At 70.2% G+C, this 15,147-nt stretch carries 15 protein-coding genes; 5 read left to right on the top strand and 10 right to left on the bottom strand.

Features of this window, described 5'->3' with window-relative positions; translation table 11 throughout:
- Positions 1–31: 31 nt before the first annotated feature.
- The gene (locus tag IPI43_04385) at positions 32–886 is read left to right on the top strand and encodes a hypothetical protein (protein MBK7773364.1); all 855 of its coding nucleotides are present in this window, start codon (positions 32–34) and stop codon (positions 884–886) included.
- The gene (locus IPI43_04380) at positions 883–3,381 is read left to right on the top strand and encodes a UvrD-helicase domain-containing protein (GenBank protein MBK7773363.1); all 2,499 of its coding nucleotides are present in this window, start codon (positions 883–885) and stop codon (positions 3,379–3,381) included. Before IPI43_04385 ends, IPI43_04380 begins: the two co-directional genes overlap by 4 nt.
- Before the next feature lie 347 nt (positions 3,382–3,728).
- Here the strand turns inward: IPI43_04380 and IPI43_04375 are convergent, their stop codons facing one another.
- The 7 genes from IPI43_04375 to IPI43_04345 form a co-directional block, all read right to left on the bottom strand.
- Positions 3,729–3,899, bottom strand: a complete 171-nt coding sequence (locus IPI43_04375; protein MBK7773362.1) for an AbrB/MazE/SpoVT family DNA-binding domain-containing protein — start codon at positions 3,897–3,899, stop codon at positions 3,729–3,731.
- A 22-nt stretch (positions 3,900–3,921) separates the two neighbouring features.
- Entirely contained in the window at positions 3,922–4,974 is a 1,053-nt protein-coding gene (locus IPI43_04370) for a hypothetical protein (protein ID MBK7773361.1), read from the bottom strand.
- A complete protein-coding gene (locus IPI43_04365) occupies positions 4,971–5,558 on the bottom strand; it encodes a hypothetical protein (GenBank protein ID MBK7773360.1) in 588 nt (195 codons plus the stop codon). Before IPI43_04365 ends, IPI43_04370 begins: the two co-directional genes overlap by 4 nt.
- A 105-nt stretch (positions 5,559–5,663) precedes the next feature.
- Complete coding sequence (locus IPI43_04360) at positions 5,664–6,530, bottom strand: hypothetical protein (GenBank protein ID MBK7773359.1); 867 nt, start codon at positions 6,528–6,530, stop codon at positions 5,664–5,666.
- Positions 6,531–6,533: 3 nt separating this feature from the next.
- Complete coding sequence (locus IPI43_04355) at positions 6,534–7,874, bottom strand: DUF1552 domain-containing protein (protein MBK7773358.1); 1,341 nt, start codon at positions 7,872–7,874, stop codon at positions 6,534–6,536.
- On the bottom strand, positions 7,874–9,568 hold the full coding sequence (locus tag IPI43_04350) for a DUF1592 domain-containing protein (GenBank protein ID MBK7773357.1): 1,695 nt from the start codon (positions 9,566–9,568) through the stop codon (positions 7,874–7,876). The genes IPI43_04355 and IPI43_04350 overlap by 1 nt, the downstream gene beginning before the upstream one ends.
- A 68-nt stretch (positions 9,569–9,636) precedes the next feature.
- Positions 9,637–10,857 carry an FAD-dependent oxidoreductase gene (locus tag IPI43_04345; protein MBK7773356.1) on the bottom strand — a complete coding sequence of 407 codons (1,221 nt, stop codon included), beginning with the start codon at positions 10,855–10,857 and terminating at the stop codon, positions 9,637–9,639.
- Positions 10,858–11,004: 147 nt separating this feature from the next.
- Here IPI43_04345 and IPI43_04340 point away from each other — a divergent pair, with 147 nt between their 5' ends.
- On the top strand, positions 11,005–11,196 hold the full coding sequence (locus tag IPI43_04340) for a ferredoxin (GenBank protein ID MBK7773355.1): 192 nt from the start codon (positions 11,005–11,007) through the stop codon (positions 11,194–11,196).
- Positions 11,196–12,836, top strand: a complete 1,641-nt coding sequence (locus IPI43_04335; protein ID MBK7773354.1) for an FAD-binding protein — start codon at positions 11,196–11,198, stop codon at positions 12,834–12,836. Before IPI43_04340 ends, IPI43_04335 begins: the two co-directional genes overlap by 1 nt.
- Before the next feature lie 365 nt (positions 12,837–13,201).
- Here IPI43_04335 and IPI43_04330 read toward each other — a convergent pair whose 3' ends face one another.
- The 3 genes from IPI43_04330 to IPI43_04320 are packed head-to-tail and all read right to left on the bottom strand — an operon-like array spanning position 13,202 to position 14,477.
- The gene (locus tag IPI43_04330) at positions 13,202–13,624 is read right to left on the bottom strand and encodes a YeeE/YedE family protein (protein ID MBK7773353.1); all 423 of its coding nucleotides are present in this window, start codon (positions 13,622–13,624) and stop codon (positions 13,202–13,204) included.
- Complete coding sequence (locus tag IPI43_04325; GenBank protein ID MBK7773352.1) at positions 13,621–14,259, bottom strand: hypothetical protein; 639 nt, start codon at positions 14,257–14,259, stop codon at positions 13,621–13,623. The genes IPI43_04330 and IPI43_04325 overlap by 4 nt, the downstream gene beginning before the upstream one ends.
- Positions 14,256–14,477, bottom strand: a complete 222-nt coding sequence (locus IPI43_04320) for a hypothetical protein (GenBank protein MBK7773351.1) — start codon at positions 14,475–14,477, stop codon at positions 14,256–14,258. The genes IPI43_04325 and IPI43_04320 overlap by 4 nt, the downstream gene beginning before the upstream one ends.
- 141 nt (positions 14,478–14,618) lie before the next feature.
- Between IPI43_04320 and IPI43_04315 the strand changes: the two genes are divergently transcribed.
- Positions 14,619–15,143, top strand: coding sequence for a hypothetical protein (locus IPI43_04315; GenBank protein ID MBK7773350.1), 525 nt, complete (start codon positions 14,619–14,621; stop codon positions 15,141–15,143).
- Positions 15,144–15,147: the final 4 nt, after the last annotated feature.

Raw genomic sequence — 15,147 nt, 5'->3', positions numbered from 1 at the left:
CCGCGCTCCCACCGCTTCGCACGCTCCGCCCGTGAGTCGCATCACCGATCTCGTGGACCGCGCCGGCGCCGACGCCACGCCCCTCGCCCGGGCGCCGCGCGCCATCGTAGCCACCAGCGCCGATGACGCCGACGGCGTGTGGCAGGCCCTCGCCGCCGGCGGCACGCTCAGCGCTGCGGTGGAAGCGTCCGTGCTGTCGGGCCTGGCCCGCGTGTACGTGCCCGTGGGCAGCGCGGCAGACGCCGACGACGCACCCCCGAGCGAGACCGACGCCACGCTGGTGGGCGGTTACCGCGGGCACCCCGTGCACGTGCCCAACCACGCCGCCGGCCGCGTGCTGGTGCACGCGCTGCGCCTGCTGGAAGAGGACCCGCTGTCGGACATGGACGCGGCCGCGCGCGCCACCATGTGCTCGGCCGCCGTGGCCCACGCGGTGCGTGAAGAGGCGCGCCACACGCCGCTCGCGCAGCGCCTCTCGCTCGCCGCCGTGGACGACTTCCTGGCAGCCGACCCGGTGGCGCTGAGCGCCACGCTGCAGCTCCCCGCGAGCACGCTGGGCGCGCCCGAGGCGCTGCTGGTGCTGGACGCGGCCGTGGGCGGTGCGGCGCTGTGTCGCGCGGGCTTCCCGCTGGTGCTGGTGCGCGCCGACCGCCCTGCCCTCTTGGTGGCCGCCGCGGGAGACGACACGGCCGCGGCGTTCGCGCTGCTGCAGGTGGTTGTGGCCACCTGTGACCTCGGTGCAGGGCTGAGCAGCGCGCTCGCCGACGTGAGCCCCGCGCGCCCCTGCGTGGCGATGCTGCTGGACGAGCGCGGGGTGTTCCAAGCCGCCGGCAGCCCGGCCTGCGAAGTCCACGTGCGGGGCTACGAGCGCAGCGAGGCGCAGTGATCGACCTCGAGGGCATGAACCCGCCGCAGCGCGAGGCCGTGCTCCACACCGAGGGCCCGCTGGTGGTCTTCGCGGGCGCGGGCAGCGGCAAGACGCGCGTGATCACGCACCGCGTGGCGCACCTGATCGTGGACCAGAACGTGTTCCCGTCGCGCATCCTCGCGGTGACCTTCACCAACAAGGCGGCCGGCGAGATGCGGGCCCGGCTCGGGAAGCTGGTGCCGGGCGGCGTGGGCGGCATGTGGGTGGGCACCTTCCACGCCATCTGCGCGCGGCTCTTGCGGCGCTACGCCGACGCCATCGGCATCAAGAAGGACTTCACCATCTACGACGACCAGGACCAGCAAGCGATGATCAAGCGCGTGCTGAAGGACCTGGATCTCGACGCGAAAGAGCACCCGCCGAAGCAGCTGGCCAACCGCATCAACCGCGAGAAGCAGGAGATGCACGGGCCGGAGGAGCCGCGCAGCTCCATGTACCAGGACCGCATCCTGACCGACGTGTACGAGGCCTACGAGGTAGCCCTGCGGCGCGCATCGGCGCTCGACTTCGGCGACCTCATCTACCAGACGGTGCGCGCCCTCGAGCGCAACGCCGAGCTTCGCCAGGAGGTGGCGGGCAAGTTCCGCTACACCATGGTGGACGAGTTCCAGGACACCAACCACGCGCAGCTGCGGCTGGTGGACGCGCTGGTGTCGGTGCACGGCAACATCTGCGTGGTGGGTGACGACGACCAGGGCATCTACCGCTGGCGAGGCGCCGACCGCCGCAACATCCTCGACTTCAAGCGGCGCTACCCGGACGCGCGCGTCATCAAGCTGGAGCAGAACTACCGCTCCACGCAGCGCATCCTGCGGGCCGCGCACGACATCATCTCGCGCAACGAGGACCGCGAGCCGAAGCAGCTGTTCACGGAGAACGAAGAGGGCAACCTGCTGCGCCTCTACACCTGCGCGGACGCCAGCGACGAAGCCAACACGCTCACCTACGACCTGCTCGAGCGCCTGCGCGACGGCGACCTCGACCTCGAGGACATGGCCGTGCTGTACCGCACGCACGCGCAGTCGCGCGCCCTGGAAGAGGCGCTGCGCGCCGTGAACCTGGGGTACCGCATCATCGGAGGCGTGCGCTTCTACGACCGCGCCGAGGTGAAGGACCTGCTGGCGTACCTGCGCGTGCTGCACAACCCGGAAGATGACGTGAGCGTGCTGCGCGTGCTCAACGTGCCGGCGCGCGGCATCGGCAAGACCAGCGAGGACCGCATCCTGAACCTGGCCTCGCAGCACGGTGAGGGGGTGTACGGCGCGCTGCGTCGCATCGCCGCGGACCCGGCGCTGTTGGGGCGCGCGGCGGGGAAGCGGGTGGCGGAGTTCGTGGTGCTCATCGAGGCGCTGCGCACGGCGCACAAGGGCGGCGCGGGGCTGTACGACCTCGCCAGCCAGACGCTGGACCGCTCGGGCTACATCGCGTCGCTGCGCGAGCAGGACACCGCCGAGGCCGAGGCGCGCGTGGAGAACCTGGGCGAGCTCTTGACCAGCGTGGCCAACTTCGAGCGCGAAGCCGAGGAAGCCACTCTGGCGGCGTTCTTGGAGCGCGTGGCGCTCGAGACGCAGGCCGACGAGCACGGCAGCGAGAGCAAGCTCACGCTCATGACGGTGCACGCCGCGAAGGGCCTCGAGTTCCCGGTGGTGTACGTGACGGGCCTCGAAGAGGGGCTCTTCCCCCGCGTGGACCAAGTGTACGGCGCCGACGCGGAGGAGCTCGAGGAGGAGCGCCGCCTGGCCTACGTGGCCTTCACGCGCGCCGAGGAGCAGCTGGTGCTGTTCCACGCCGCGTCGCGCATGACCTTCGGGCGCACCGAGACGGCCATGCCGTCGCGCTTCCTGGGAGACCTGCACGGCGACGACGTGCAGCGCAGCTTCGGCCTGGCCGGCCATGGCGGCTTCAGCCACAGCGCGTCGGGAGGCTACGGTGCGTCACGCGGGGGCTACGGCGGCGGCGCAGCGCGCGGAGGCTTCGGGGGCGGCGCCTCTCGCGGCGGCGCAGGTGGCTTCGGTGGCGCAGCACGCGGCCCGGGTGGCTTTGCTGGCGGCGCAGCGCGCGCTGCGGGCGGCTCAGGCGCAGGGGCACCCGCGCGCGGCCCGGCCCTCGGTTTCCAGCGCTCGAGCCCCGCCCCTCGCGGCAGCCACGACGACCACGACCCCGTGAGCCACGCCCACGGCGAAGACCCCCACGACGACCCCTACGCCAGCTTCCGCAGCCACCGCGCCAAGAGCAGCGCCGCCAGCAACGAGAGCTACCTGGACACCAGCGAGGGCGTGGACCTCGACCCGAGCGAAGCCCTCCGCCCCGGCGCGCGCGTCATCCACCCCAAGTTCGGCATCGGCCGCGTGCGCACCGTGGAGGGCAGCCAGCACGACCCGGCCGTCACCGTGTACTTCGAGGCGGACGGCGTGACGAAGAAGCTGAAGGCGAGCTTTCTGCGCCCGGCTTGAAGGGGCTGGGAGCCGTGTGATTGGGCACCCACCGCTGAAGCGGTGGGCAGCAAACCAGGTCTGGACCTACCGAAAGTCCGCCCTTCAGGCGGACTACGCGATTGAGAACGGGGTGTGTTCTACCAAGGGTGGCCGGACACAGTGTCCGAGTACCCTGGGTAGGGCAAACCCTGCTGGCCGCCACGTAGTCCGCCGCCGATAGGCGGGGGACTACGTGGCAGTACGAACACGTGGTTTGCTGCCCACGGCTTCAGCCGTGGGTGCCCATTGTGCCCTGCAGCAAAGCGAATCCGCCCGCGAGCGAGAGCTGTACGCTCTTCAGGCTGCAGCCCCGCTCGCGCCCGCGATCAGTAGCGGTCCTCGCGGTCGCGATATCCCTCGTGCTTCGCGCCCTCCGCCATGCCAACGAGATCCTCGAGCGCCGGCACGCGGACCAGCACCACTCGGTCGCCCTTCGTCAACAGGGCGAACTGCACCGCTGCTGTCGCGGGTCTTTCGGGCTTCTCATCCGGAGGCATCCAAGAAGGATATGCCGTCCGCTCAGAACCGCCAGCCCGCGCGCACCTGCGCGTGGACGTAGCGGTCGAGCAGGCCGCCCACCACATTGGAGTCGCCCGGCTGCGGGCGCAGGCGGTACATGTAGCGCTGGGCCTCGAAGCCCACGCTGAGCTCGAGGTCCTTGGGCAACACGTAGCCGAGCTGGAGGCCTGACTCGAGGCCCCAGCGGCGGCCGTGCGGGAACCACTCTTCGCGGTCCACGTCGCCCGCGCTGGTGATCATGCGCACGCCAATGTGCATGGCCACGAAGAAGCCGAGGTCGAGCGCGATGCGCGTGGCGGCGTCCACCCGCAGGAAGCGGTAGTGGCGGCTCGGGACCGCGGCGCGGTTGTCCACGTTGGGCAGCGCCACGGCGGAGCCGATGTCGAAGGTCTGACCACCGCCACCGAAGCCCACGCTGGCGTCGATGCCCCGGTTGAGCAGTGCATCGCAGGCCAAGCGGAAGCGCAGGCCGGCCACGAGCTCGCGCGAGCGCGTGGGGAAGGAGCTCCCATCGCTGCGCTGCGAGTCGAAGGTGATCATGTGCGTGTAGCGCAGCTCCACGCCCAGCTGGCCCAGCACGCCCATGTCGGCACGCGCCAGCGGGTAGGCGGAGAGGTAGCCACCCACCTCTTTGGCGTTGGCCAGGCTGTACGGGTTCATGAAGCCGTACAGGTCGTCTCGGTACGTGAGCCGGTGATAGAGCAGGCCACCGATGGCGCCCACCTCGAAGAGGAACGGCTCGACGCGGCGCTCGGAGACCGGTGCGGCGGGCTCGTCGCTCGCGGGCTCGGCGGCGGTCGCCGGCCGGGGGGCCATGCGCTCGTCATCACCCACGGGCCCTTGGTACTCGGGCTGTGGCTCGCTCGGGACCGACTCGGCCTCGGGCTGCACCGGCTCGACCGGATCGAGCGCCGCGGGGTAGTCTTCGCCCTCTTCCCACTCGGGGGCTTCGAGGTCCGCGGGGTCGCCGCTCTGCGCCCGGGCGCTGGGCAAAACGCCCAGCAGGCCGCCCAGCACCCCGACGCACAGCCACCACGACACACGGCGGTTCATGGCGCACCTCCGTCGGTGTCGGCGTCTTCGCTGGTGTTGGCGTCCGACGGCTGGCTCACGTCCAGCGACATGTCGCGCACGCCCGCGTCCCGGGTTTGCGCCAGGCGCGCCTGCTCGCGCACCCAGTCGCGCACGCACGCGATCTCGGCCTGGTCCAAGAAGCCCACCAGCGGCATGCGGTCGCCACAGCCCTCACGCGGGCCAGTCAGCTTCTCCAACAGGAAGCTGTCGTCGGGGCGCGCGATGTTGATGCGCTGACGGCCATCACACTCGGTGGACATGGTGCCCACGATGCGCGGGCCCGGGTCCGGCGACACCAGGTCGAGACCCGCAGCCGGGTCAGCCGTCTCGTTGCCGTGGCAGGTGCCCGTGCCGCAGCGCTGGCGAAACATGTCCTCCACGTCGAGGTTGATGCGGCACTCGGGTGCCGGGCCGAACTCGTCCGCGTTGTCGATGGAGCCGACGCAGCCCGAGGCGCCCAGCAGACCCACGCAGCACAGCCAGAGGGCGAGGGGTCGACGCGTGGTGCGCGGTGCCCGCAGCGCAGCGCGCAGCGGTGGGACTAGGGGGACGCTCGGCTGCATGGAGGGGAGAGGTCGCTCGGAGATGGGCCCACGGGCCGGTGAAGTGGCCACATGGGTACCACTTTCCGCCCCACAGACGGAAGAGATGTTCGCTTTTCGGGCGGGTTACTCGCTGACGGGCTCGGACGGCGGGAGGAGGAACGCCGTCACGCCGTGGATGGTCATGGCGGTGGAGAGGTGCAAGCAGCCCCCGATGTCGTTGGGCTCGAGGTCCGCCAGGCGGCTCAGCGACAGCGACGCGATGGGGGCGATGTCCTGCCCACCCGGGATCATGAGGATGAGGTCGTCGATGAGCGTCTGGGTGGGGATGCCGCCGCCCAGCAGGCCAGTGATCTCGCCCGTTTCGGTGTCGAAGTCGACGGAGACGTGCCCCGAGAAGATGGGGAGGTTGAAGCGCTGGTCCAGGATGGCGACCGGCAGCACGGTCTCGAACGTGTCGGCGTCCATGTGCCCGTCCACGATGCGCATGTTGCGCATCTCCACCGAGACGGTGTCGGGCTTGATGTCGAACGACTGGCCGGGCACCAGCAGACCGTCGTTGCCCACGTCCGTGGGCCCCGTGCCGAAGTGGATGCGCACGGTCACGTTGTTGTCGTTCTCGAAGCTGTCGAGGCCCTCGAACTCCATGAGGATGAGCAGCGAGCCCTCGTTGATGGCGCCCTGGATGAGCGCGGCCGGGTCACCCCCGAAGAGCCCCAGGATGGGGCCGAAGAGCGACAGCTGATTGTCCACGCCCGGTTCGCCGTTGGGGCCCGTGAAGTCGAGCTTGTTGCAGCTCTCGGGCGCCGGCATGTCGTCCACGCGGTCGTCCAGGTTGAGGCCGATGACGGATCCGTCTTCGTTGGCCTCGGCGATCAGCGCCACCTCCGCCAAGACGTAGGTGTAAGTCATGCCCTCGCCGCCTTCGCCACCACACGACGACACGAACGAGAGGCCGAGCAACGAGGCCCACAAGGAGAGTGAGGTGCGCATGCGTCAGACCTCGATGGCCGAGAGGCTGTCGGTGGCGCGCGCCGGGCCGATGCCGAACTCCGCCGCGTTGATGCCCATGGCGCGGATGAGCGAGAGGATGACCTGGCTCGTGTTCTCGCCGTTGCCCTTGTGATGGACGCCCATCTTGAGGCGATTGCACGCACTGCCGGCGAGCAGGATGGGGTAGTTCTCGATGCTGTGGTCGCGGCCACGGGCGCAGTCGGTGGTGCCCATGCACACCAGGTTGTCCAGCAGGCGCGCGTCGCCCTCCTGCACGCTGGCCAGCTTGCCCACGAAGTACGCGAGCTGGTCCATGATGCTGGTGAGGATGCCGTCCACCTGCGGCTGGTTGCCGGGCTCGTTGTGCGTGAGGTTGTGGTGCTCCATCGTGGTGTTGGGGAACCAGATGTTGGACACCGGGCCCGAGAACATCACGCTGAACACGCGGGTCTGATCGCAGGCCAGCGCGTAGGTCAGGATGTCCGCCACGGCGCGGTGCTTCGCGAACATTTGCTCGCGCCCGTTGACGTCCGGGTAGTCCATGAGCGGCGACGGAGCCACCTCGCACGCGGCGAGGTCCGGCGGGTCGTCCTCGAGCCGCAGGAGCTGCAGCTCCAGCTCGCGCACGTTGGTGAAGTGCTGGTCGAGGCGCGCCTTGTCGTGCGAGCCGAGACGTGACTCGAGGCGCGTGATGTCGCCCTGCACCGCCGAGAGGACGCTGCGGCGCAGCGCCCAGCGCGGATCGATGATGGGCTCCTCGCCCGGCAGCGTGAAGCCCTCGCCGAAGATGCGCGTGAACAGCGCCATCGGGTTGGACTCCACCGGGTTGTCGTTGTTGGGTCCGTTGACGCTGAACGACCGCACACCGCGCTGCACACCCGCTTCGATGGAGCGGAAGCGGGTGGAGCCGCCGATGGCCTCACGGATGCGCACGTCCACGGTGGGCGAACCGAACGTGGTCTGCCCGTTGGTGGCGAGCGGGTGGCCGGACAGCAAGCCGGCGGGCCCGGCGAAGTGCGCTTCGAGGTTCTCACCGAAGACCTTCATGCCGGACACGATGCTGATCTCGCCGGCGAGCCCGGCGTCCGCGAAGGGCTGCAGCTCGGGGCTCATGGCGAAGCCGGCGCCCACCTCGGTGGGGAACCAACGCTCGGGGATGACGCCGTTACCCCAGATCCACCAACCAAAGCGCCGCGGGAGCGCACTGCCGTCCGCGAGCGCGGTGCCGTTGGTGTTCAGGAAGACGTCGAGCAGCGGCAGGCTGACGCCCACGGCGGCCCCGCCGAGCAGTCCCTTCAGGACGGTGCGCCGGTCGAGCAGCTGCTTGGGTCGAAAGAAAGCCATCAGTTCACCTCCATGACCACGGCCACACGCTGGCCGCGCGAGGTGCGGAAGCCCTCGCTGAGAGCGACGGCCACCAGCAGCTCCTTCACGCGGTAGCCCGACGCCGCGAAGGCCTCGGTCAGCTCCTCGATCTGGATCTGCTCGCCCTCTTCGGGGACGTGTCCGGTCGCATACTTGTAGACGTTGCGTGCCAGGCAGAGCGGCACGTCGGGGTGATTGGCGATGAGCGAGCCCAGCGCCACGGCGTCTGCGAAGGGAACGCCGTCCAGGTCGCTGCTGGCGTCGATGATGGCGCCGGCCTCGAGCCGCCGGAAGCGGCCCAGCGCGTCGAAGTTCTCGAAGCCGAGGCCGATGGGGTCCATGACCGAGTGACAGCTGGCGCACACGGGGTTCTCGCGGTGTTCCGCCAAGCGCTCGCGCAGCGTGGTGGCGGTGACCGACGGCTCTGGAATGGAGGTATCCACGTCGGCGGGCGGGGGCGGGATCTCGCCACACAGGATGTTCACGCGAATGAACTTGCCGCGCGCGGTGGCCGAGGTGGCCGTGGCGTGGCTGTGCAACGCCAAGAACGATGCCTGCGTCAGGATGCCGGCACGCGGAGCGTCGTCCGGGAAGGTGTAGGGCCCGAAGCCGTCACGCGTGGGCGTGGGCACGCTGTAGATGGACGCCATCTTGCGGTTGAGGAAGGTGGTGCGCGTGGTGAACACCTGACGGTAGTCGCCCTCTTCTTCGAAGATGTTGTTCTCGAGGGTGAGCAGGGTCTCCTCGCGCGCGCTCGGCCCGACGTCGCCGTCGATGTGCACGAACACCTCGGGGTCCTTCACCAGCTTGCTGAGGCGGTCCAGCTCGAAGAGCTCGGTGAAGAACGCGCGCACCCCCTCACGAGCCCGCGGGTCTTCCACCATGCGGCGCACCTGCGCTTCGAGGGCCGCGTCGTCCACCAGCTCACCCGCCTCGGCGGCGGCCAGCAGCGTGTCGTCGGGCGTGGAGTTCCACAAGAAGTAGCTGAGGCGTGAGGCCATCTCCATGCTGGAGAAGCGCAGCGCGGCCTCTTCCTCGCTGCTGCCCGCGGCGGGGTTGGGCTCACCCAGCTCCACGCGGTAGATGAAGTTGGGCGAGGTCAGCAGCCCCACCATGCCGAACTCGAGGCCGTCGTAGAAGTCGTTCAGGGTGGTGGCGGCCGTGCCGGAGATGGCGACCAACGGCCCCAGCTCCTCTTCGGTCAGCGCCCGGCGCCACAGCCGCTGCCCATACTCGGATAGAAAGGCGCGCGCGCAGGTGGCGTCGGTCGTGCCGGAGGGCGTGCACGGCATCAGCGCGTCGCGCTCGGGCCCGGTGGAGAGCACCTGGGCAGCCACCGTGACGGCCATGGCCTCGTACTGCTCGGTGCCACGCGCAGACACGCCGCCGAACGCCGCGCCCACGGCGTACGAGTGGCTCACGCGGTTGTCGTTCTCGAGGCCACCGGCGACCACCACGTGCTCGCCGAACACGTCGGTCACGGTGTTGCGGTACTGCTCCTGCGTGAGGCGCAGCAGCGCCGAGTCCGCCGCCTGGAACGGGGGCGGGGGCAGCGGCGGGTCGGGCTGCACGTCGTCGGCGGGCGCGCCACCGATGACGCCGCTCGTCTCGCACGCGGCGAGCAACAGCGCAGCCAGCAGCGCAGTGGCATGGGAAGTTCTGATCTGGGGCATGAGACCTCGGGGAGACTGACGAAAAGATAGCAGGCCTCTCCCCGATCGCTCCAAGAAAGATTGCTGAGTTATTGCTCAGTTCCGGGGGGTCTCTGGGCCAGGGCCGACTCCCAGGAGGCCCCTGCGGCCAGGAGTTTCTGGTACTGAATGACCAGCGGCGGCATGGACGCGCCGACCACGCCCGTCAGCTTTCCGTTGCGGCCGTAGATGGCGCAGAACTTTTCCGTATCGGCCGAGCCGGCCGCGAACACCAGCTCGTCGTCGCCACGCGGGCGCCCGGCCCCCTGCAGCTTCACGCCGAACTGGTCGGACCAGAAGCTGGGCACGTGGGCGTAGGGAGCCGCCTCGGCGGGGTTGAGCAGGTGGTCCACCGCGGCGCGCGCGCCTTCCACGGCGTTGCTCCAGTGCTCGAGGCGCATGCTCTCGTCGAACAGCGGGTTGTGGAAGCGCGCCACGTCGCCGATGGCGTAGACCCCCTCGGCGGCGCGGCAGTGCGCGTCGGTCACCACACCGTCGGAGAGCGTCAGGCCCGAGCCCGCCAGCCACTCCACGTTGGGCACGGCGCCGATGCCCACCACGCAGACCTCGGCGGGGATCACCTCGCCGGTCGTGAGGCGCACACCCGTGAGCGTGCGAGCGCTGCCCTCGCCGCTGGCCTCGAACCCGGCGATGGCCACCGAGCAGCGCAGGGCCACGCCGTGGTCGCGCATGCGCTGGCCCAGGGCCTCGCCCAGCACGTTGCCGAGGCCACGCTGGAGCGGCACTTCCGCAGCCTCGAGCACGGTCACTTCGCAGCCGACGGTGCGAGCGCTGCTGGCCACCTCGGCGCCAATGAAGCCCGCGCCGATGACGCAGACCCGCGGCTTGCCGGCCAATGCGTCGCGCAGCGCGCGGGCGTGGTCGAGCGTGCGCAGCTCGAACAGGCCCTGCAGCTCGGGCTGGTCGGGCAGGCGCCGGGCCCGCGCGCCGGTGGCCAGCACGAGCGCGCCATAGGTCAGCGGCGTGCCGTCCGCGAGGGTCAGCTGGCGCTGAGCGACATCGAGGGCCGTGGCCCGCACGCCCAGGCGCAGGTCGAGGGCGAGCTCGTCGTACGGCTTGCGACGCAGGGCCAGCTGCTCCTCCGAGAACGCGCCGGTGAGCAGCTGCTTCGACAGCGGCGGGCGGTCATAGGGCAGGTGCAGCTCGTCGCCCACCAACGTCAGCGAGCCCGTGTACCCCTTGCGGCGCAGCAGCTCGGCGGCCCTCAGCCCACCCAACGAAGCTCCTACGATGACGACCGAATCAAGCACGCTGGCTCCTGGCGTTGATGTCGCTCAACGGTGGCGCGCCACGTCATCGGGCTGGCCCTCGTGAGCGTGTTGCGGTACAAAGTGAAACATGTTCTAGTCTGCGGCGCGGAGCAAGCCGAGCCGCGCCCCAACCCGGAGAGCCCAGCCATGAAGATCGTTTTTGATGCCGATGCGTGCGCGTGCCACGGACAGTGCGCCAGCGTGGCGCCCGAGCTCTTTGCCTTCGACGACGCGGGCCACCTGAAGGTGCTCATCGAGGAGCCGCCGCCCGATCTGTGGGTGGCCGCCGAAGACGCCGCCGACATCTGCCCCGTGCAGGCCATCACGCTGGTTCGCTGATGGAGCAACGCGACGTCGACCTGGTCGTGATGGGCAGCGGGGGCGGAGGCCTCCTGGCGGCGCTCACGGCGGCGCGCGCCGGAGCCGACGTGGTGCTGGTGGAGAAGGCCAGCACCATCGGCGGCACCACGGCGGTGTCGGGCGGCGTCATCTGGATCCCCTGCAACCACCGCATGGCCGAGGCCGGCGTCACGGACTCCCGCGAGCAGGCGCTCACGTACATGACGCGCATCGCCGATGGGCGCGTGCCCAGCGCGCTGATCGAACGCTACCTGGACGTGGGCCCCGAGATGGTGCGCTTCGTGGAGGCCGAGACCGAGATCCAGTTCACGGCCATGCCCAAGTACCCGGACTACCACCCCGAGTTTCCGGGTGGGTCCATGGGCGGGCGCTCGCTCGACAACGGGCTGTTCGACACCACCACGCTCGGCGAGTGGCAGAGCAAGCTGCGCAAGAACCCCATCACGGGGCGCATGCCCATCACCATCCCCGAGGCCATGGGCTGGGGGGTGTTCTGGAACCCCTTCGGCGCGCCCTATCAAGAGGTCTCGGCGCGCGCCAAGGCCGGCATGGTGCACGGCGGCGCGGGGCTGTGCGGCAAGCTGCTGAAGGCGCTCTTGGCGGCCGGTGTCACGCCGCTGCTGGAGACGCCCGGCGAGCGCCTGGTGGTGGAAGACGGCGCGGTGGTAGGCCTCGACGTCACGCACGCAGGCGCACCGCTCCGGCTGCGCGCGAAGAAGGGCGTCATCCTGGCCAGCGGTGGCTTCGAGTGGAACGAGACCTACCGCAAGGCGTTCTTGCCGCTCGAGATGACGCACCCGGTGAGCCCGCCGCACAACACCGGCGACGGCCTGCGCATGGCCATGAGCGTGGGCGCCGAGCTCGGCAACATGGGCGAGGCGTGGTGGACGCCCGCCGTGGCCCTGCCCGGGGAGACCTATGACGGAGCGCCGCTCTACCGCAGCGAGTTCTCGGTGCGCTGCCTGCCGCACACGCTGCTGGTGAACCGCAAGGGCCAGCGCTTCACCAACGAGTCGCACAACTACAACGACATGACCAAGCCGTACTTCCACCACGACCCGGTGGCGTACGACCGACCCAACGTGCCGGGCTGGCTCATCACGGACCAGCAGTACCTCGACAAGTACGTGCTCATCACCGCCGTGAAGGGGCGCCCGCTGCCCGAGTGGCTGGTGGTGGCCGACTCGTTGACGGAGCTGGCCGAGAAGATCGGCGTCGACGCGGCGGGGCTGGCGGCCACGGTAGAGCGCTTCAACGGCTTCGCGCGCACGGGTGTGGACGCGGACTTCCGACGCGGCGAGAGCGCCTTCGACCGCTTCTACGGAGACCCGAGGCAGCTCGAGCAGGAGGGCGGCAACCCGAGCCTGGGCACGCTCGAGAAGGCGCCCTTCTATGCGGTGCAGCTGCACCCCGGCGCCATGGGCACCAAGGGCGGCCCCAAGACCGACGAAAACGGGCGCGTGTTGCTCGCCGAGGGCGGCGTGGTCCCGGGGCTGTATGCCGTGGGCAACGCCGCGGCCAGCGTGGGCGGCCCGGGCTATCCGGGCGCCGGCATCACCATCGGCGCGTCCATGACGTTTGGGTACTTGGCGGCCAAGCACGCGGTGGGGCGCAGCTGAGCCTGCGGATTCCACACATCTCACGAGGAGGCCGATTGGCCTTGCAGCAAGGTTCAATGGGCACCCCCGGCTGGAAGCCGAGGGCAGCAAACCAGCCTTGATGGGCATGGTCCAGAGCGGCACCAGGTTGCCCACCGGGCCCGCGTCCCCCCCGGCCACCCCTTGTCGACCCCCCCGCCGCCAACAGTCCGGCGGCCCCCACTTCACCGCCATTTAGTCCGCCCAGAGGGCGGCTTTCAGGTCGCCCAGGCCTGGTCTCTGCCCCGGCTTCCAGCCGGGGGTGCCCATGCCTTGCTGCAAGCAGAATCGGCCCCCGCGCGAGATGTGTAGAATCATGAGGCCTGAGCGGAGGGCGAACCTCGGGCTCAGCCCTCGCAGCTGCCCACGCTGAAGCGGAAGTAGCGCTCGTGCACGGCCGCATAGAGCGCATTGCCCGCGAAGATGCCCACGAGCGTGACCAGCGCGCCCAGCTTGCCTTCGCCGAGCTGGACCAAGGCAATGCTGGGACAGGCCCCCGTGAGGGCCCAGCCCGCGCCGAACAGCACACCGCCCACGAGCGTGCCCTTGTGGATGGGACGAGGCGAGAACGCGGGGTCGCTGGGGCGGAGGCGCCGCACGACCACCCAGCCGACGCTGAGCAGGGCGACGGCGGTGCCGAAGGCGATGACCAGGCGCAGGTCACTGAAGGTGAACATGGCGTGCACCTCGTCCCAGCTGGTGAAGCCGATGCGGCTCAGGCAGAACCCGAAGGCGACGCCGAGCGCGATGGTGATGAGGTGCGACTTCACAGCACCGCCTCCAGCAGGAAGCTGACCACGATGCCCGTGCCGAAGAAGGCGCAGGTGGCCACGAACGAGCCCGGCTGCGCGCGGCTGACGCCGCACAGGCCGTGGCCCGAGGTGCAGCCGCCCGACATGCGGGTGCCCCAGCCGATGAGCACGCCCCCCAGCAGGAGCACCGCGTACGAGGGCGCCCCGCTGCCGAAGGTGGCCTCGAAGCCCGCACTGGCCAAACCCGAGTCCACCGTGAGGCCGCCCGCAGCGAGGGCCGAGAGCACCCCACCAACGAGGAGCGCGGCGAGGAAGGCGGCGTGCAGCCAGAGCGGCTGAGGGCCCGCGGACACCACCGCGGTGGGCTCCGCGATGGCGTCGAGGGCTTCGGGAGCGGCGCTGGCTTCGGCGGCTTCAGCGGCGTTGATGGCTTCGGCGCCGAACTCGGCGAGCGCCATGGCCTGCACCGCGGCCAGCAGCTCCGCTTCGCTCATCGCGTCGTCTTCACCTTCGACAGGCGGCCCCTCACGCAGGCGGTTGACCAGGTGCGTGAAGCGGCCCGAGACGGCCAGCATGCGCCGCACCGCGAGCCAATGGGTCAGGGCGACGAGGGCGAGGGCGAGGCCGCTCAACCAGGCGGGCCAGTACGTCATGGTTGCTCCGGTGCCCTCAGCGTCTGTCCGTTGGGCATGAGTCGCAGCGGCACCGTGCGACCCTTGCTGGCGAGCTCGTAGCGCGCACACGTCTCGAAGGCGCCGTTACAGTAGCGGATCTTGAAGACGCTGAGGGTCCCCGCATGCTTGAAGAGGCTGTACATCGCGCAGGACGCGGCGTGCGTGCACTCCCCTCTCGAATCCGTGGTGTCACTCATGAGCGGTATCCCTTCCCTGACTCGTCCGTATGCTTTCGGCGAGAGGATGGCACGGCCGCCGCCTCGCGGGGAAGCAGCCTCTAGGCGAACCCGCACGCCGGAGGTAGGCAGACGGCTGCGGCTCTGCGACCCTTGCGCACCATGCCCGACGCCGCGCCTCCCGAGACGACCCCGCCCCCGCTGCCCAACCAGCAGGCGAACCTTCGCGGCGCGAAGATCATGGCGGTGATCCTGCTGGCGGTGCCGCTGGTGTTGCTGGTGGGCAAGGACTGCGGCGAGCCGGAGGGCAGCGTGCGCGTGGACGGAGGGCCGCGCACTCCCTTCACGCTCACACCCACGGAGTGCGATTCGATGCAGCCGTTCGGGCGCATGGGCGCCAACCTGCACGGCAACCGACACAACGACGGCGCCATCTACCCCACGGTGGATCCGCTCGAGGGGACGCGCCTCGACATCGAGGTGCCCGGTACCTGCCGCAACGCCAACGGCACCGACTGCACCGTGTTTCGGGTGGACCGCGAGCGCTGCACGCGCTTCGAGGTGTCCGTGGAGCCCACCAGCACCACCGTCAACGACGTGCGGCTGGTGCGCGGCTACGTGCGGGTGGACTGCACGCTCGAAGACGAGACCCGCGTGGTGGGCGAGGTGGTCTTCGACGACTGCTGAGCCC

Source organism: Sandaracinaceae bacterium (assembly GCA_016706685.1).
Lineage (GTDB): Bacteria > Myxococcota_A > Polyangia > Polyangiales > Houyiibacteriaceae > JADJJE01.
Note: the sequence above shows the minus strand (reverse complement) of the source record. Positions and strands in the feature narration are given on the sequence as shown.